At 73.8% G+C, this 15,958-nt stretch carries 16 protein-coding genes and 1 riboswitch; of the genes, 7 read left to right on the top strand and 9 right to left on the bottom strand.

Going from position 1 to position 15,958, the window contains the following annotated elements; genetic code table 11:
- Nucleotides 1-31 precede the first annotated feature (31 nt).
- Nucleotides 32-724 (top strand): hypothetical protein, encoded by a 693-nt coding sequence (locus KDN32_RS03050; RefSeq protein WP_211730640.1) that lies wholly within the window; start codon nucleotides 32-34, stop codon nucleotides 722-724.
- Between the two features lie 19 nt (nucleotides 725-743).
- Here KDN32_RS03050 and KDN32_RS03045 read toward each other — a convergent pair whose 3' ends face one another.
- A complete protein-coding gene (locus KDN32_RS03045; protein ID WP_211730639.1) occupies nucleotides 744-1,157 on the bottom strand; it encodes a VOC family protein in 414 nt (137 codons plus the stop codon).
- 81 nt (nucleotides 1,158-1,238) lie between these two features.
- Nucleotides 1,239-1,303, top strand: a riboswitch (guanidine-III (ykkC-III) riboswitch).
- 12 nt (nucleotides 1,304-1,315) lie between these two features.
- Between KDN32_RS03045 and KDN32_RS03040 the strand changes: the two genes are divergently transcribed.
- The gene (locus tag KDN32_RS03040; RefSeq protein ID WP_211730638.1) at nucleotides 1,316-1,630 is read left to right on the top strand and encodes a DMT family transporter; all 315 of its coding nucleotides are present in this window, start codon (nucleotides 1,316-1,318) and stop codon (nucleotides 1,628-1,630) included.
- Between the two features lie 66 nt (nucleotides 1,631-1,696).
- Here the strand turns inward: KDN32_RS03040 and KDN32_RS03035 are convergent, their stop codons facing one another.
- Together KDN32_RS03035 and KDN32_RS03030 are read right to left on the bottom strand one after the other, a co-directional pair.
- Nucleotides 1,697-2,467, bottom strand: coding sequence for a 3'(2'),5'-bisphosphate nucleotidase CysQ (locus KDN32_RS03035; protein WP_211730637.1), 771 nt, complete (start codon nucleotides 2,465-2,467; stop codon nucleotides 1,697-1,699).
- A complete protein-coding gene (locus tag KDN32_RS03030) occupies nucleotides 2,464-3,264 on the bottom strand; it encodes a helix-turn-helix transcriptional regulator (RefSeq protein ID WP_211730636.1) in 801 nt (266 codons plus the stop codon). Before KDN32_RS03030 ends, KDN32_RS03035 begins: the two co-directional genes overlap by 4 nt.
- A 529-nt stretch (nucleotides 3,265-3,793) precedes the next feature.
- Here KDN32_RS03030 and KDN32_RS23175 point away from each other — a divergent pair.
- The 4 genes from KDN32_RS23175 (at nucleotide 3,794) to KDN32_RS03010 (ending at nucleotide 9,575) form a co-directional block, all read left to right on the top strand.
- Nucleotides 3,794-5,230: a sensor histidine kinase gene (locus KDN32_RS23175; protein WP_211730635.1), complete on the top strand. Its 1,437-nt coding sequence runs from the start codon at nucleotides 3,794-3,796 to the stop codon at nucleotides 5,228-5,230.
- Nucleotides 5,208-5,891 (top strand): response regulator transcription factor, encoded by a 684-nt coding sequence (locus KDN32_RS03020; protein WP_211730634.1) that lies wholly within the window; start codon nucleotides 5,208-5,210, stop codon nucleotides 5,889-5,891. The genes KDN32_RS23175 and KDN32_RS03020 overlap by 23 nt, the downstream gene beginning before the upstream one ends.
- Nucleotides 5,888-7,693: an asparagine synthase (glutamine-hydrolyzing) gene (gene asnB, locus KDN32_RS03015; protein WP_211730633.1), complete on the top strand. Its 1,806-nt coding sequence runs from the start codon at nucleotides 5,888-5,890 to the stop codon at nucleotides 7,691-7,693. The genes KDN32_RS03020 and asnB overlap by 4 nt, the downstream gene beginning before the upstream one ends.
- A 370-nt stretch (nucleotides 7,694-8,063) precedes the next feature.
- Entirely contained in the window at nucleotides 8,064-9,575 is a 1,512-nt protein-coding gene (locus KDN32_RS03010) for an exopolysaccharide biosynthesis polyprenyl glycosylphosphotransferase (RefSeq protein WP_211730632.1), read from the top strand.
- A 570-nt stretch (nucleotides 9,576-10,145) separates the two neighbouring features.
- Here the strand turns inward: KDN32_RS03010 and KDN32_RS03005 are convergent.
- Genes KDN32_RS03005 through KDN32_RS02985 form a run of 5 tightly spaced genes read right to left on the bottom strand, consistent with a single transcriptional unit; the run spans nucleotide 10,146 to nucleotide 14,018 of the window.
- Nucleotides 10,146-10,979 carry a sulfotransferase family protein gene (locus KDN32_RS03005; protein ID WP_211730631.1) on the bottom strand — a complete coding sequence of 278 codons (834 nt, stop codon included), beginning with the start codon at nucleotides 10,977-10,979 and terminating at the stop codon, nucleotides 10,146-10,148.
- Entirely contained in the window at nucleotides 10,976-11,929 is a 954-nt protein-coding gene (locus KDN32_RS03000; RefSeq protein WP_211730630.1) for a glycosyltransferase family 2 protein, read from the bottom strand. The genes KDN32_RS03005 and KDN32_RS03000 overlap by 4 nt, the downstream gene beginning before the upstream one ends.
- A complete protein-coding gene (locus KDN32_RS02995) occupies nucleotides 11,926-12,954 on the bottom strand; it encodes a sulfotransferase (RefSeq protein WP_211730629.1) in 1,029 nt (342 codons plus the stop codon). Before KDN32_RS02995 ends, KDN32_RS03000 begins: the two co-directional genes overlap by 4 nt.
- Nucleotides 12,955-12,966: 12 nt before the next feature.
- A complete protein-coding gene (locus KDN32_RS02990) occupies nucleotides 12,967-13,533 on the bottom strand; it encodes a glycosyltransferase (protein ID WP_211730628.1) in 567 nt (188 codons plus the stop codon).
- Nucleotides 13,530-14,018: a glycosyltransferase family 28 protein gene (locus tag KDN32_RS02985; protein WP_211730627.1), complete on the bottom strand. Its 489-nt coding sequence runs from the start codon at nucleotides 14,016-14,018 to the stop codon at nucleotides 13,530-13,532. Before KDN32_RS02985 ends, KDN32_RS02990 begins: the two co-directional genes overlap by 4 nt.
- 131 nt (nucleotides 14,019-14,149) lie before the next feature.
- Here KDN32_RS02985 and KDN32_RS02980 point away from each other — a divergent pair, with 131 nt between their 5' ends.
- Nucleotides 14,150-15,148: a hypothetical protein gene (locus KDN32_RS02980; protein ID WP_211730626.1), complete on the top strand. Its 999-nt coding sequence runs from the start codon at nucleotides 14,150-14,152 to the stop codon at nucleotides 15,146-15,148.
- Nucleotides 15,149-15,159: 11 nt separating this feature from the next.
- On the opposite strand, the gene KDN32_RS23170 is transcribed toward KDN32_RS02980, so the two are convergent.
- Complete coding sequence (locus tag KDN32_RS23170; RefSeq protein WP_211730625.1) at nucleotides 15,160-15,942, bottom strand: laminin G domain-containing protein; 783 nt, start codon at nucleotides 15,940-15,942, stop codon at nucleotides 15,160-15,162.
- Between the last annotated feature and the right edge of the window lie 16 nt (nucleotides 15,943-15,958).

Here is a 15,958-nt window from a genome sequence, read left to right as displayed (position 1 = left end):
GGCCGTCGTCGTTGTGCTTACGATGGGCCGCATGACCCGCCTCCACCCGACCGCACGCAGGCTCCTGGGGAGCACGCTCGCCGGAGGGGTGGTGGTCGCGACGCCCTTCGTCGTCACCGTGGCGCCGGCGGTCGCCGCGGCACCGGTCGACACCACGACGGTCGCGACCCCGAACACCACGAAGATCGAGTTCGGCCAGACCGTCGACATCGCGCTCGACGTCGACAGCGACGCGAGCACCAGCACCGTGGACGACGGCACCTCCACCCTCTACGCGCGCGAGGCCACCTCGACGCGGTGGACGGCCGTCTCGAGCAACACCTCGGCGTCGCTGGACTTCCTGTCGGTCCGGCCCCGGATGACGACGACCTACAAGGTCGTCTACGGCGGCTACGACGCCCCGTCCGCGCAGGACGACAGCTTCGCCTCGAGCGAGTCCGCCGAGTTCACCGTCGGCGTCGCGCGGACCATCACCTACCCCACCGGCGGCTTCGAGATGAAGGGGCGCGTGCGTCCCGCCTACGGAAAGCGCACGATCGTCATCAAGGTCTCGGACGAGGAGACCAGCGGCTTCAAGAAGTACCGCAAGATCCGCACCGACCGCCGCGGGCGCTACTCCGTCACCCTGCCGCGCCGCAGCGGCGAGTGGTTCTGGACCTTCATCGTCCGCGCCGACGACCAGTACCGCGGCACCCGGTTCAAGTGGCGCACCTGGGCGTCCTGACCGGCGCTCACCCCGGCGCTCACCCCGCGGGCGGCGGCGGGCCCGCGTCCACCTCGGCCTGCGAGCGCAGGATGCAGAACTGGTTGCCCTCGGGGTCGGCGAAGACGACCCACCCGGTCCCGGGGCCGTAGGTCCCGCGCTGGTCGTCGACCTGGGTGGCGCCCAGCGCCCGCACGCGCTCGACCTCCTCGTCCCGCGTGCCGGTGCGCGGGCGCAGGTCGAAGTGGATCCGCTTGGCCGGCAGCTCGGCGTCGGGGACCTCGATGAACAGCACGTGGTGCCGGGTCTCGGGGTCGAGGATCATGCACTCCTCGTGGCCCGGCTCGTTGGGGTCGCCGTCGACGTCGACGTAGCCGAGGAGCTGCTTCCACCACTCCGAGAGCTCGTAGGCGTTGCGGCAGTCGACGGTGGTGTGGGAGACGAAGGAGGTCATGGCCCCACGCTCGCAAGGCCGCCGGGGCCCGGCAACCGGTTTCCGCGAGTTGCCGTCCACGTCGCTGCGTGGGAGCGTCGGAGCACGCCCGACCAGCGGGCGACCCGACGAGGGAGCCGTACCGGGAACGCGACAAGACGGCCGTCGAGGAGATGGCCATGTCGTGGATCGTGCTCGTCCTGTCCGGGGTGCTGGAGGCCGTCTGGGCCACGGCGCTCAGCCGGTCCGAGGGGCTGACCCGGCTCGTCCCGACGGTGACCTTCGGCGTCGCGCTGCTGCTGAGCATGGCCGGGCTCGGCTACGCGATGCGCACCCTGCCGGTCGGCACGTCGTACGCCGTCTGGGTCGGCATCGGCGCTGTGCTCACCATCGCGGTCGCCGTGGTGACCGGCGCCGAGACGCTCTCGGTGACGAAGGCGCTGCTGCTCGTCGGGCTGGTCGGCTGCATCGTCGGGCTCAAGCTCGTGCACTGATGGTCCCCTGTGGTCGAGGAGGTCGCGCAGCGACCGTCACGAGACCCGGTCCCGTGAGCGGCCCCGTCAGTCGGTGCCGTGGCGCCGGACGAAGTCGACGATCGCCTCGGCGAGCTCGGGGCGGCACACGATCAGGTCGGGCAGCGAGGTGTCGTCCTCGTTGTAGACCAGGTCGGACCCGTCGACGCGGCTGCAGTGCAGCCCGGCCGCGCGGGCGACGACGACCGGCGCCGCGTTGTCCCACTGGTACTGGCCGCCGGCGTGGACGTAGGCGTCCGCGACGTCACGGACCACGCTCATCACCTTCACGCCGGCGCTGCCCATCGGCACGAGCTCGGCGTCGAGCTCGGCGGCGAGCGCCTCGACGAAGGCCGGCGGCCGGCTGCGCGACACCGCGATCCGCGGCCGGTCCGAGGTGCGGGGCGGGACGACGCTCGGCCGTCCGGTGGAGAAGGTCTCCCCCAGCGCCGGCTGGGCGACGGCACCGGCGACGAGGTCGCCATCCTGCCAGAGCGCGACGTGGACGGCCCAGTCGTCACGCGGCGGCTCGGAGAACTCGCGCGTGCCGTCCAGCGGGTCGATGATCCACACCCGGCTCGCGGTCAGGCGCGACTTGTCGTCGGCCGCCTCCTCCGACAGCACGGCGTCATCGGGACGGTGCGCGGTGAGGACCCGGTCGAGCTCGGCCTGCGCGGCGGCGTCACCGGCGTCCTTGAGGGCCTTGCCCTCCAGGCCATCGGCCTCCGCCCGGGAGCGGACGTCGAGCAGCACGGTGCCTGCTCGCTCGGCCGCCCAGACGGCGAAGGCGTGGTCGTCCAGCGTGGAGGGATCGATCATGCACGCGATCCTATCGGCGTCGCGAGGTGGCCGAACGGACCCGTCCGCGCCACCCGCGGCCGCGGGACGAGGTCGCCGGTCTCCCCGACGTCGCCGACCTCGTGCACCTGGCGCAGCATCGCCACCGCCTCGAGCTGCGTGCGGGCGCCGAGCTTGCTGCGCAACGTCTTGACGTGGCTGCGCACGGTGCCGTCGGCGATGCCCATCACCTCGGCGACCTCGGGGACCCGGCGCCCGGAGGCGAGCAGCTCGAGGACGCGCAGCTGCTGGCGTGACAGGCCCCGCATCTGGGTCAGGAGGTGGTGCCTCTTGTCAAGAGCGTCCAACCAGTCGGCCCGCAAGGCCTTGCGACGTTCTGGGTCCATCAAGGGATCGCCCGCGACGAAGCGGCGCACCATGTCGCCGAGCTGCTCCACGGAGGTCGTCACGGTGACGACGTCGACCGAGCTCCCCTGCAGCAGGCCACCCCAGACCAGGGCGTTCGGAGCCGACGTGACCACGGCCACCCGGGCCCGTCCGCGCGCCACGAAGCGGCTCACCTCCTCGACCGCGCGTGGGCGGTCGACACCGTCGAGGATCACCATCACGTGGTCCGTCGGACCGGCCCCGGGCGGGTCGCCGGCCTCGCCCTCGTGCGGCTCGAGCAGCTGGTCCCACGCGTGGAACTCCGCGGGCGCACCGGTCGTGCGCAGCGCCTCGGCCACTGCCTGGGCCACCAGGTCGTGCGGTGACACCACCCACGCGACGGGCGTGGGTGCGGGGTCGGTCACGCCCTCCTGCGCTGCGCGCGTCGACATGGCACCTCCCTCATCGCGGCCTCCTCGCGGCCTTCGTCGTGGCGTCGTGCGGCCTCGCTGACGCGTTGTCCGCACTCTGACGCAGCACCGGCGGGCAGGTGTCCACCCGGGGCGCACGTGCACCGAATTGGGGAGGGACGCCGGCCCGGCGCAGCGACCCCGAGCGACCCGCGGCCGCCTACGTCCGGGGTCCGTCGACCCCTCGTCGAGGGGGTCGGATGACGCACTCGTGACGCGGAGTTCCCTCGCCCTAGGACGGTTCTGAGGGGGTCCTTGACGAAGACTGCTGGACCTCTGGAGGGTGCGGACCAGACCGGGGCTACCACAATCTCGGTAGGGCCCCACAATCGCTGGAACATCCCCATTTGTGGGGGTTCCAATCTGCACCGGGGACAGCGGGCCACGACTCGGGGCCGTGGCATGGGAACCGCGGACATCCCTCGGACAGCAGGACGCACATACAAGTGAACGTGTCAGTGGGTGGGGGCAGGAAATGCAGGGGATCTATCGTTCGGAGGACGGTTGGCGGGTGGTCGGGGCGACCACGGCCGCAGCCGGGCTCCTGGTGCTGGTCGGCGTCGCATCGAGCGGCGGGCACGCGTTCAACACGCTGCCGACAGAGACGGCGTTGCCGCCGTTGACCGACGGTCTGCTCAGCGGCGCGTTCGTCGCCGGGGCCGTCGGCGCGGCGCTCGTCACCTGGCGACGTCACGGCGGGCCGCTGGCCGGCTGGATCGTGGGCACCGGTGCCCTCGTCGCCGCCCAGGCGCTGGCCGTGACGCTGCTCGCGCTCCAGCTGCCGCCGCCGCGGCACCCGATGTCGTTCACGCTGCTGCTCGGTGCCGCGCTGCTCGGCATGGCCTGCGTGGTGGCGCCGCTGCTCCGCCTGCGGCGCGTCGACCACGTGGTCGACGACAGCTTCGTCATCGGGCTCGGCATGGGCATCACCGCGGCCGGGTTCCTGGTGCTGCAGTTCCCGATGTCGCAGACGCCGCGGCCGGCGATGCTCACCCTGGCCGGGGTGCTGGTGGCCACGCACGTGGCGACCGCGGTCCTGGTGCTGCGCCAGCGGGGGCTGACCCCGACGGCCCGTGCCCTGGTCGTGGCGACCGTGGCCGTCGTGTCGTCCGGGCTCGCGGTCCGCTGGTCCGGGCTCTCCGGCACCGAGTGGGAGCTGCTGGCCACGCTGTCGCGGGCAGCCGTCGGCGCCGCCTGGTTCGGCTACACCTGGACCTGCCTGCAGCGCAACGCCGAGGAGGACGACCGCCGCTTCGAGGCGATGAACTCGGTCCTCGTGTCGACCACGCGCGACCAGCGCGAGCGGATGCACGAGCTGCGCAGCACCATGGCCGGGCTGGTGAGCGGCTCGGCCCTGCTGGACAACGCCGACGTGCCGGCCGAGGCGCGTGAGCGCCTGTGGCGCTCGGTGCGCGCCGAGCTCGACCGGATGGAGCGACTGCTCGCCGGGCAGCAGCAGCCCACCACCGACATCGATGGAGACGCGCTCGACCGGATCCTCGAGCTCCAGCGGCTCAAGGGCCGACGCGTCGAGCTGCAGTCGGACGGCGGCGTCGTCCACGGCCGCTACGACGCCCTGGCCGAGGTCGTCAACATCCTCGTCGACAACGCGGTCACCCACGGCGGGTCCGACACCAGCGTGGTCGAGATGGTCACCCGTGACGACGAGACGGTCGACATCCGGGTCACCGACTTCGGCCGGGGCATCGCCGAGGACCAGCGCGCCCGCATCTTCGAGTGGGGCGAGCGGGCCAGTGAGGCGCCCGGCGAGGGCATCGGGCTCCACCTGGCCAAACGCCTGATGACCGAGGACGGCGGCTCCCTGGAGCTCGACGTGGCGACGGAGGGGACGGGCTCGTCGTTCGTCATCTCGCTGCCGGCCGCGCGCCGCTCGACCGAGAACGACCTGACGGTGGGAGGCAGCCATGGCTGGCACGTCGCGCGCTGACCACCGCGTCCTCATCGTCGACGACCACGTGCTGTTCGCGGAGTCGCTCGAGCTCGCGCTGTCCCTCGAGGGCTACGACGTACGCCGTCTCGAGCTGCCCGAGGAGGGCGGGTCGATGGCCACCATCCGCTCGCTGGCCCTGCGGGCCAACCCGCGCACGGTGTTCCTCGACCTCGACCTGGGCCGGTTCGGTGACGGGATGAACCTCGTCGCGCCGCTGGCCAAGGCCGGCATCAACGTGGTGGTCCTGACCGCCTCGGAGGAGCTCGGCAGGTGGGGCGGCTGCATGCGCCTCGGGGCGCGGCGCGTGCTGCCCAAGAGCGGCGCGCTCCAGCAGGCGCTCGCGACGGTCCGGCGCCTGCACCAGGGGCTGCCGGTGATCAACCGCGACGAGCTCGAGACGCTGCTCGACGCCTGGGCGCGCGAACGCCGGGCGCACGACGACCTGCGTCGCCGGCTCGACCTGCTGACGCCCCGCGAGCGGCAGGTGCTGGGCGCGCTGATCGAGGGACGCACGGTCCGCGAGATCTCCCACGTCAGCGTCGTCTCGGAGGCCACGGTCCGGACGCAGGTCAAGTCGATCCTCAACAAGCTCGAGGTGTCCTCCCAGCTGGCCGCCGTCGGGATGGCCAACCAGGTCGGCTGGCGGCTCGGCGCATGAGCGGCATCGCCGGCCTGCGGACCTTCTCGGGGGCGGCACCGGCCGCGGACACCCTGCGGACGATGTCGCGCACGCTGCAGCACCGCGGGCCCGACGAGTCGTCGGTCTGGGTGGGGCCCGACGTCGGTCTCGCCCACGCGCGGCTGGCCGTCCTCGACACGGAGCACTCGCACCAGCCGATGCACTCCCCCGACGGCCGGTGGGTGGTGGCACTCGACGGCGCCATCGCCAACCACGCCAGCCTGCGCACCCAGCTCGACCACCCGTTCCGCACCCACGGTGACACCGAGGCCGTGGTGGCCGGGCTCGCGCTGGAGGGGATCAGCTTCGTCGAGCGCCTCCACGGCCAGTTCGCGATCGCCGCGCACGACCTGCGCACCGGCGTCACCCACCTGGTCCGCGACCGGCTCGGCGTGCTCCCGCTCTACTACCGGCACGTGCCGGGTGGGATCGCGTTCGCCTCGGAGGTCAAGGCGCTGCTGGCGATCGGTCCGCCCGTGGACGTCGACCTGCGCAGCCTCGACGCGTACCTCGCCACGCGGACCGTGCCCGCACCCGACACGCTGTTCGCGGGTGTGAAGAAGGTGCTGCCGGGGCACCGGGCAGCGATCACGCCGCGCGGCCACCTCGAGCAGACCTGCTGGTGGACGCCTCCCGAGAGCGATCCCGAGGGGATCTGGACCGCCGGTGACGCGATCGAGGCCGTCGGCGACGGCGTGCGCGAGGCGGTCCGGGCGGCGCTGGTGGCCGACGTGCCGGTCGGCGTGCACCTCACCGGCGGCGTCGACAGCGCCCTGGTCGCTGCCGAGGTGCAGCAGCTGCGCCGGGACGCGCCGCTCCCGTCGTTCGCGGTCGGTCTCGACGTGCACCCGCCCGACCAGCTCGCCCGGGCCCGCCGCGCCGCGGCGCTGATGGGCACCGACCACCACGAGGTCCGGCTGCGGGCCGACGGCTTCGAGGACCTCTGGCACCGGCTCACCTGGCACCGCGAGGCGCCGATATCCGACCCCTGCGACGTCGCGCAGTTCGGCCTGGCCCAGGACGCGGGGCGGTCAGTGCGGGTGGTGCTCTCCGGCGAGGGAGGCGACGAGCTGTTCGGCGGTCTCCCGCACCGACGCCTGAGCCGGCTCGCCGCGCACGCGTCGCTGCTGCCCAGCCGGGTCCGGGCCAGCGTCGAGCGGCACCTCGGCGCCCCGTTCGCGGCCGCCGAGCGCCAGCGGCTGCTCGGCACCGCTCCCCCGCCGGAGCGCCGCGTGGTGCCCACGCCCGGCGCCGACGCCTACGACCGGCAGGTGCGCGACGACGTACGCCACCTCCTGCCCGACCACCTCCTCGAGCGCGGGGACCGGATGTGGACCGCCGGGTCGCTGGCCTGGCGGCCGCCGCTGCTCGACCACCGCCTCGTCGAGCTCGCCTTCCGGCTGCCGACGTCGGTCCGGGTGCGGTCCGGCTCGACCCGGTGGCTCCTGGAGGAGGCGGCCCGGCCGCTCGTGCCCGAGGAGGTCATCGACCAGCCTCGGACCGAGGTCCCGCGCGTGCCCCTCGACACGTGGTTCCGCGGCGGCCTGCACGAGACCGCCCACGAGTGGCTCGCCGCGCCGGGCTCCTGGGTGTCCCACGCGCTCGACCCTGCGGCGGTGCGTGCCCTGGTGGAGTCGCCCGCCCGTGGCGTCCACGAGGACCTCCAGCTCTGGACGCTGCTCAGCCTCGAGATGTGGCACCACGCGTTCTTCGGCGCCGCGCCGGTCGTCCCGCGTCCGCGGGCCACCGTCGTGGAGGCGGCGCCGAGCACCCGTCCCTGACGGACCCGGGCCGACCGCCGCGCGGGCACGACCCTGCGCGGCGGCCGAGGAGGGGGAACCTCGGCCGCCGCTGTGGTTCACCGTCGTCGCTGTGACGAGACGTGGGGACCTCGCGTCCGCCCGACCGAGACGGCCGGAGGAGGACAAGACGAGCACGGTGAACCCGTGGGGTGCACGTGACGAGCGTAGGGTCCGCCGGTGGCCCGGCCCATCCCCACGACTGGGTATCTCCCGGTCGCCGCGACGACGCCAGAACCCGCTCCCTGCAGGGCTTTCGCTCATATGCGGCATGCCGCGGAGGGTGTCGGTTTCCTAGGCTCGAAGCACGGACGACGAGGTCGTCGGAGGGGTCCTGGAAGGGGTGGTGGGGATGACGCAGGCCCGGGTCCGGGTGGACTCGCCGGAGGACGAGCTGCTCGCAGCTCCGATCCCCCTTCCACGGGTGTCGACCGAGCTCAGGGTGTCCGCGCCGACGGTCTCCGACCGGCCCGCGGACCCTGCCTGGGAGGCTGCCGAGCTGGCAGCGCTCGACGACGAGCTGTCCGCCCTGCCGAGCCCACGCGCCCGGCGGGCACCCGCCTGGGCGATCTGGCTCGACACGGTGCTGGCGTCGGTGCTGGCGGTCGGCGCCGCGGCGACCGGCATGCTGTCGGCTCCCGTCGCCCTCCTGTCCGCCCTGGCCTGGCCGCTGCTGCTGCTCTCGGCCGGCCACTACCGGCGCTCGCCGCTCGGCCACGACCGCTTCGCCAGCGTCTGGGTGGTCCTCGCCACCGGCCTGCGCGGCGCGGTGCTGGCCCTCGCGGTCTCGCCGTGGCTGGTCGCCGACGACCTGGTCGCGCTCGCGGAGCTCGTCGCGGTCTTCAGCGTGGCCAGCGCGGTGCCGTCGCTGCTCGTCGGCAGGCGCCACCGGCCCCGCCTCGTCCTCGCCGGACGACCGCGTGACGTGCGCGAGGCGATGATCGAGCTCGAGCTCAGCGACCGCCACGAGATCGTCGCCGCCTGCCTCACCCGCCGGTCGAAGGTGCCGCTCGACCTGCCGACCTACGTCGGCTTCGACTCCTCCTCGCAGGTCGCCCACCGGCACGACGCCGACGCCGTCGTCGTGCTCCCCGGCGCCCGGCTCACCCCGACCGAGGTGCGCCGCCTGCACTGGTCGCTCGCCGGCGTGGGTGCCGAGCTCTACCTCGGCACCGGGCTGCTCGACGTGGAGCCCCAGCGCACCCGCGTCGTGGCCACCGGTGGCATCGACGTGCTCCACGTGACGCGCCCGGTCCTCGACGGCCCGCGACGCCTGCTCAAGGACGTCGTCGAGCGGGCGCTCGCGCTGGTCGCGTTCGTCGCCGCGCTGCCCGTCCTGGCCGTCCTCTGCCTCGCGATCCGCCTCGAGACGCCCGGACCCGCACTGTTCCGCCAGGAGCGCATCGGTCGCGACGGCGTCCCGTTCACCATGCTCAAGCTGCGCTCGATGGGCGTCGACGCCGAGGCGGTGCGCCAGGGCCTCGCCGCGTCCAACGAGAAGGACGGCGTGCTGTTCAAGATCGCCGACGACCCGCGCATCACCCGCCTCGGAGCGAGGCTGCGCCGCTACTCCCTCGACGAGCTGCCCCAGCTGTGGAACGTCGTCCGCGGCGACATGTCGCTGGTCGGCCCGCGGCCCGCACTGCCCTCCGAGGTCGCGCAGTACGACATCGACCCCAAGCGCCGGCTCGTCGTGAAGCCCGGCGTCACCGGCCTCTGGCAGGTCTCGGGCCGCTCCGACCTCACGTGGGCCGAGTCGGTCCGCCTCGACCTGAAGTACGTCGACAACTGGTCGCTCGGCCTCGACGCGCGGATCCTCGTGCGCACCGTCCGCGCGGTGCTCGGCCACCGCGGGGCCTACTGAGGACACGCAGCCGGTCTGCTCGGGTTCGCGCCACTTCTCCCGACACCGGGCACGGCGACTCCTGGGCAACCTCGCGGCCCGGTCGCGCTCGTACGGACCGCACGCGTCGCCGCATGAGCGGACGTATGCCTACGCGCACCGCCAGCGGTGCTCCACCTGCATTCCTGGCCGACAGAATGTGGCTCGTACACCTTCTCCGGCGCCCGCAACTCGCATTGGCGTGCGTTCGGATCGCAACACACCCATACGTGAAGGTCGCGTGCTGGCCGTTCGGGCACACGTGTCCGACCTTTCGCCCTTCGCCCAGCAGCTCGAGGGCAAGTTCTCGGACACGTGTACGACGCGGCCGCACCGGCGCCGCACGTGTGGCGCTTCTCGCCCTCGACGTTGCCGATGCAGGACCACGTTCGCCGCACGTGCGCCGAAGGGGGCTGCACCACGTCCTCAGATGCCCGGGCCGGATCGGAGAGGCGCGCACGAGAGAGCCCGCCCCGCGCGAGGCGGGACGGGCTGGACGGCCGCGGCGGCGGGAAGGGGGCACGTCCCGCCGCCGCGACACGAGGGTGGGGGCTACCAGCCCCAGGACTCGCGCAGGCGGAGGCCGAAGGTGCTCTCCAGTGCAGTCACCTCGGAGTCGAGCTCGCGGCGCACGGTCAGCACGTCGCGCTCGTCGGGCCGCACCGCCGAGCGGTCGATCGGCTGGTAGAGCACCCGGTGCACCAGGGGCGAGCGCTTGACCGCGCCCACCAGGCGGGCACCGTCGTGCTCGCGCACCCAGTCGGCGCCCTTGCGCACGGCCGAGGCGAGGTGCACCGAGCGGGCCTTCGCAGCCGGCAGCCGGGCCTCGCGCTCCTTGTCGTCGAGCGGCTGGCGGGCGATGCCGAGCATGTCGGTCACGTCGTCGAGGAATCGCTGCGGGTCGGCCTCGAGGTCGTCGAAGAGCGCGACGTGGACCCGCTCGCGCGGGAACAGGTCGAGGAACCGGTCGAGGCCGGTGGCGTAGCGGCCGTGCTCGAGCAGCTCCGGGCAGCTGCGCAGCGCCTCGGCGAAGGTGTCGGGGCCGATGCCGTGCTTGCGCATGTAGAGGTACGACGACCAGGCCCGGTCGACCGGGTCGCGCAGCGACACCATGACCGACACGTCGCCGAGCTCGTGGTGGATGCGCTTGGCGGCCTCGGGGTGGAAGAGGTAGTCCTGGCAGACCTCGCCGACGACCTTCTCGTCGCGCGCGTCCTTGAACTGCGCGGCGTACCAGCCCATCCCGCGGTCGTAGTAGCGGTCGAAGAAGTAGAGGTCCTTCGACGGCGTGAGGTAGACGTCGGGGTGCTTGATCAGCGTCTCGTGCAGCCACGACGACCCGGCCTTGTCGGGCCCGACGTAGAGGAAGTTGGGCAGACGGCTCATGAGAGTCCCCTTCCGAAGCGGCGCGCCATGGTGAGCATGCGGTGGTGGTCGCCCGGCCCGGCTGCGGCGAGCGCCAGCCAGGCGTGGGGCACGGCGGGGTGGCGGCGCAGCGCGCGACCTGCGATCCGGGCGGCCGCCCGCCGGTCACCCGCGTTGGCGCGGGCGTAGGCGATCTGGCCGAGGATCCGGGCGTGGCCGCGGCGGTGGTCGCCGAAGTCGGGGTGCTTGGCGAGGAGGTACTCCAGCGCGGTCGCCGTGTTGATCCAGCGGTCGCGGAACCACGACGGGATGTCCTTGCGGATGTCGGCGAGCGTCTCCTGCACCACGCCCACCCCACCGACGCGGCTGGCGCGCAGCAGCCAGTCGTAGTCCTCGCCGTAGCCGTGCGGGAGGTCCTCGTCGTAGGGGCCGACGCTGTCGAAGGCCTCACGCCGCATCATCAGGTTGGAGCTGTGCAGCTCCTTGACGCGGTTCTGCAGCAGCCGGTCGTGGGAGACGACCGCCTCGCTCGCCGGCCACTCGACGTCGCCGCGCTGGCCGCCCATCAGCAGCCTGATGCCGGTGCCGACGACGAGGAGGGAGGGGTCGGCGAGCAGCCGCTCGACCTGCTTGCGGACCTTGCTCGGCGCCCAGAGGTCGTCGTCGTCGCAGCTGGCGACGAGGCTGCCGTGGGTCTCCGCGACGCCGGTGTTGCGGGCGCCGCAGAGGCCGCGGGTGCGGGTGTTGACGGTGGTGCGCACCTGGCGCCCCGGGCGGGAGAGCCCGGCGAGGCCGAGGTCCTCGGGCTCGCCGTCGTGGACGACGAGGACCTCCATGGGGCCGGCGTAGTCCTGGCCGACGATGGTCGCCAGCGTCTCGCGCAGCAGCTCGGGTCGGCCGTGCGTCGGGACGACGACGCTGACCAGCGGACGGGCCGGGTCGGCCAGCGGGGATGCGTGCTCGGCGGTCACGTCACGGTCCTCCTGTCGGGAGCGGTCCCCGCAGCCGCACCGGCGACGGCGGGGGCGGAGCGGGGGGTGGGGGCATAGCCGTAGTCGACGAGCAGCGGGAGCGTGAGGCCGGTGACGACCGCACGTGCGGCGGCCGGCATCTCGCTGGCCCACGCCTCGTCGCGCCGCAGCCGGACGACGCCGGAGCGGAAGCGCGACGGGTTCCCGGACAGCCCGTGGCTGGGCTCGAGCAGGATCGCGCCGTCGTCGACGGCGGGCAGCTGCTCGGGTGCGAGCGGCAGGCCCAGGTCGGTCGTCGCGGCGACGAGGGAGCCGACCGGGTCGGCGACGAAGTCCTCGTAGCGCAGCCGTGCGGTCGGCACGCCGCCCCAGCGGGCGATCGAGGCCATCTCCAGCTGCAGACCGCTCCACTGGGCGGCCGCGCGGTGGGCGGGGATGCGCCACATCTGCTCGGAGCCGGTGGCGTCGTGCGGCCGTGCGACCTCGCGCTGCCACGACCACGCGACGGCCCGGGGGTCACGCACCACGTTGAGCACGCGCAGGTCGATGCCGGGCGCACCGGCGAGGGCCTGGCCCAGCGCCGGACCCTTCGAGGCGTCGACGACGACGCTCGATCCGGTCACCTCCGCGACGGCGCGGTAGATCGCGGCGTAGTCGGAGCGCAGCGAGGCCAGCGCGGCCGACGGGGTGGGCACACGCCGCGGTCGCGGCAGGTCGGGCAGCAGCCCGGGCAGGTGCCGCTGGCGGGCAGCGCCTCGGTGGGCGCTGCGGATCCGCTCGAGGACCTCGTCGGTCCACCCGCCGAACGCGAGCTCACCGACGCGGGTCCAGACCGGGCACGACGAGAACGCCTCACCGCACCCGCAGAGCTCGTCGTGCGGTGCGACCGAGCGGGCCAGGTCGACGACCTCGCCGACGTTGACCCAGCCGGGCACCGCGCCGAGCACGCGCTCGACCAGCGTCGACCCGGAGCGGCCGAAGCCGCCGAGGTAGACCACGCTCACGCGCTGCGTCCGTGCCCCCACGTCCGACGCCCCTCAGTTCCCGCCGGACGGCAACGCCGCCCGGCTGCGACGCGGCCGCGGGATCCGCGGCGGTCGTACGGTGGCGAGCTGGTCGAGCTCCTGCGCGGCGAGGCTCAGCGCCGCCCGGCGGGCCAGGTCGCCCGCCTCGCTCGCGAGGCCGCCGCGACCCAGCAGGAGCGCTCCGTCGACGTCGGCGAGGAAGCCCTCGAGGCTGACGACCGGCCGGACCAGGCCGACCTCGCCGACCACGGCGACGAAGCGCTGCTGGTGGTCGTCGACGTGCTCGCCGAGGCGCGGGTCGCGCGGCACGCACAGCGGCACGTGGCCGGCGGCGCGGGCGTCCATGATGGTGCCGGGCCCGCCGTGGCACACCACGGCGTCGGCCTCCTGCACGAGGCGGGAGAGGTGGTCGTGGGCCAGGAAGCCGTGCCCCTCGGCCACGCGCGGGGCCGGAGCGGCGCCGTGCTGCACCACGAAGCGCACGTCGCGACGACGCTCGGCGGCGGCGTCCATCCACTCCACCAAACGCGCGAACGGGTGGTGGTCGGTGCCCGCGAGGGCCAGGACGAGGGCGCTCACAGCAGCGGTCCGACCAGGTGGGCGTCCGGGTAGAACGCGAGCTGGCTCTCCCACTGCACGAGGCGGCGGGTGGTGAAGGGGCCGCAGAGGCGGCCCGTCATGGTCGGGGTGTCGACGCGGTCGTAGACCTCGATGAAGACCGTCGGGATCCGCATCAGCCAGGCGAGGACGAAGAACGGCACCGCGACGCCGGCACCGGCGCTGACCACGATCGCGGGACGCTCGCGGACCAGCACGCGGAGCGCGAGGACCGCGTTGCGCAGCAGGTTGGGCACGTTGCGGGTGGTCGGGTGGTAGGACGGCCGCAGCCGCTCGCCGTCGAGGCGGTCCACCACGTCCGGGGTAGCCGGGCACACCCAGAGCCGGTCGCGCCCCTCCCACCACGGGCGCAGGGCCAGCAGGTGCGTGAGGTGGCCGCCCTGGGTGCTCACGAGCAGCACCGGACCGCTGCGGCGCTGGCCTGGTTCGATGACGGCTTCGTCCATGCCCACAGGCTGGTGCACCCACGTCCGGCCGGGTCGGCGGCGACGTCGGGATCCTCCATATTGGGGGTATGCACCCGGACTCAGGCGTGAACGCCTTCCGGGGCGCGGGCGAGAATCCTAGTGTCGGGGACATGGAGATCGGACGACGGCGCCTGCTCGGCCTCGGCGCGGGCGCGGCGGTGGCCGCGCTGGCCTCGTCGTGCAGCCGGCCGTCCGCGAGCGCGCCGGCGAGCGTCACGCCGCGGCCCACCCGCACCGCGCGGGCCACCCCGTCGCCGACCGCGTCGGCCTTCCCGGGCCAGCCCGCCGCCGGCGACCTCTACTACGGGGCGTCGGTCCCCTTCCACCGCTCGCTGGTCGGCTGGGAGCAGGAGCTCGGCACGCCGCTGGCGCTCAACCGCTCCTACTTCGCGCCCGACCGCAACGAGGCCCAGCAGCTGGTCGCGCGCTGCCGCGACGACCTCGCGAACGGACGCCTGCCGCACGTGTCGAGCAAGGCCGACGGCACCTGGGCCGACGTGGCGGCCGGGCGGCGCGACCCCTGGCTGGCCAGCATGCTGGAGCCGCTGGGCAGGCTCGGTGGCACGGTGCTGTTCACCCTGCACCACGAGCCGGAGAACGACGCGGGCGCGCCGGGCATGAGCCCGGACGACTGGACCGCCATGCAGCGCCGCGCGGTGACGATGGCGGCGGACCTCGCGCCGACGGTCGTGGTGGCACCGGTGCTGCAGCACTGGACCTTCGACCCGTCGCGCCACGACGTCGACCCCGGCCGCTGGCTGGTCCCGGAGGCCCCCGTGGCGGGGCTCGACGTCTACAACCCGTGGTCACCGGCCAACCGCAAGGAGTGGCGAAGCTTCGGCAGCAAGATGGACGAGGTGCTCGGCTGGTTCGAGGGCCGCCCGATCGTGATCGGCGAGTACGGCTGCCGCGACGACCCGCAGAACCCCGGCCTGGCCGCGCAGTGGATCCGCGACGCGGCGGCCTACGCCCGCGAGCACGACATCGTGTCGATGTCCTACTTCAACTCGGGGTTGAACTCCCCGGAGGGCACGTGGGAGATGAGCCCGTCGATGCAGTCCGCGTTCGCCTCCGAGCTCACCTCGGACTGGGTGGCACGACCCGTCTGATCCCGGGGCCGTCAGCCGTCGACGTCGATGACGACGTCGTCGATGGTCCCGTGGAACTGGTCGTCGTGGTCGCCCACGCCGGGGCTCCCGATCCGGACCGGCAGGCCGGTGTGGACCGTCCCCGTCGCGGCCGCCTTGCGGTGGACGTCGCCGTCGACCTCGATGCTCACGCCGTCGGCGTCGCGGCGGCACACGACCCGGTGCCAGGCGTCGTCGGCCACCGAGGTCTCGGAGCGGATCTTCACGATCTCCTCACCCGACCGCAGGATGCAGCTGGGCAGGCCCTCCTCGCCGTCGACCTGCAGCTTCCACTGGTCGCCGTCGGAGCCGTAGCGCCCGCTCTGCACGATGTTGGACCCGATCGCGGTCCGGTCCGCGGGCAGCCGGACGCTCGCCCCGTAGGAGAACGCCCGGTCGCCGGGGTCGAGGGCCGGGTCGGCCGGCACCTCCACCATCGCGCGCGGGCACCCCGAGGAGTCGTCGCACACGTCCGGGAACTCCAGTGCGTCGCCGCGCCCGGCCGCGCCCGCGACGACGCGGACCTCGCCGCCGTTGGCGGTGACGACCTGGCCGGCGATCAGCCCGCCCTGCGCGTCGCCGTACTCGGGGGACCCGTCGAAGCCGGCCTGCTCGTCGTCGAAGGACAGCCAGAGCTCGGCGCCCGACGTGTCGATGGACGGTGCCGCGGCGGGCGGCACCGAGGCGCGCTCCCCCGGCGGCGTGCCGTCGGCGCCACAGCCGGCCGCGAGCAGCGCCAGCACGGCCAGCGCGGGGATCGTCGTGGAGGTCCTCACCCCCCAAGGCCACACC

It is taken from the genome of Nocardioides palaemonis (assembly GCF_018275325.1).
Lineage (GTDB): Bacteria > Actinomycetota > Actinomycetes > Propionibacteriales > Nocardioidaceae > Nocardioides > Nocardioides palaemonis.
The sequence above is the reverse complement of the archived record's forward strand: the minus strand, read 5'-3'. Positions and strand labels throughout refer to the sequence as shown.

Coding starts and splice junctions, on each gene's coding strand:
- KDN32_RS03010 (WP_211730632.1), top strand. CDS start 8,064: ATGACGCAGGCCCGGGTCCGGGTGGACTCGCCGGAGGACGAGCTGCTC.
- KDN32_RS03005 (WP_211730631.1), bottom strand. CDS start 10,979: ATGAGCCGTCTGCCCAACTTCCTCTACGTCGGGCCCGACAAGGCCGGG.
- KDN32_RS02985 (WP_211730627.1), bottom strand. CDS start 14,018: ATGGACGAAGCCGTCATCGAACCAGGCCAGCGCCGCAGCGGTCCGGTG.
- KDN32_RS03050 (WP_211730640.1), top strand. CDS start 32: ATGACCCGCCTCCACCCGACCGCACGCAGGCTCCTGGGGAGCACGCTC.
- KDN32_RS03035 (WP_211730637.1), bottom strand. CDS start 2,467: ATGATCGATCCCTCCACGCTGGACGACCACGCCTTCGCCGTCTGGGCG.
- KDN32_RS02980 (WP_211730626.1), top strand. CDS start 14,150: ATGGAGATCGGACGACGGCGCCTGCTCGGCCTCGGCGCGGGCGCGGCG.
- KDN32_RS03045 (WP_211730639.1), bottom strand. CDS start 1,157: ATGACCTCCTTCGTCTCCCACACCACCGTCGACTGCCGCAACGCCTAC.
- KDN32_RS03030 (WP_211730636.1), bottom strand. CDS start 3,264: ATGTCGACGCGCGCAGCGCAGGAGGGCGTGACCGACCCCGCACCCACG.
- asnB (WP_211730633.1), top strand. CDS start 5,888: ATGAGCGGCATCGCCGGCCTGCGGACCTTCTCGGGGGCGGCACCGGCC.
- KDN32_RS03020 (WP_211730634.1), top strand. CDS start 5,208: ATGGCTGGCACGTCGCGCGCTGACCACCGCGTCCTCATCGTCGACGAC.
- KDN32_RS03040 (WP_211730638.1), top strand. CDS start 1,316: ATGTCGTGGATCGTGCTCGTCCTGTCCGGGGTGCTGGAGGCCGTCTGG.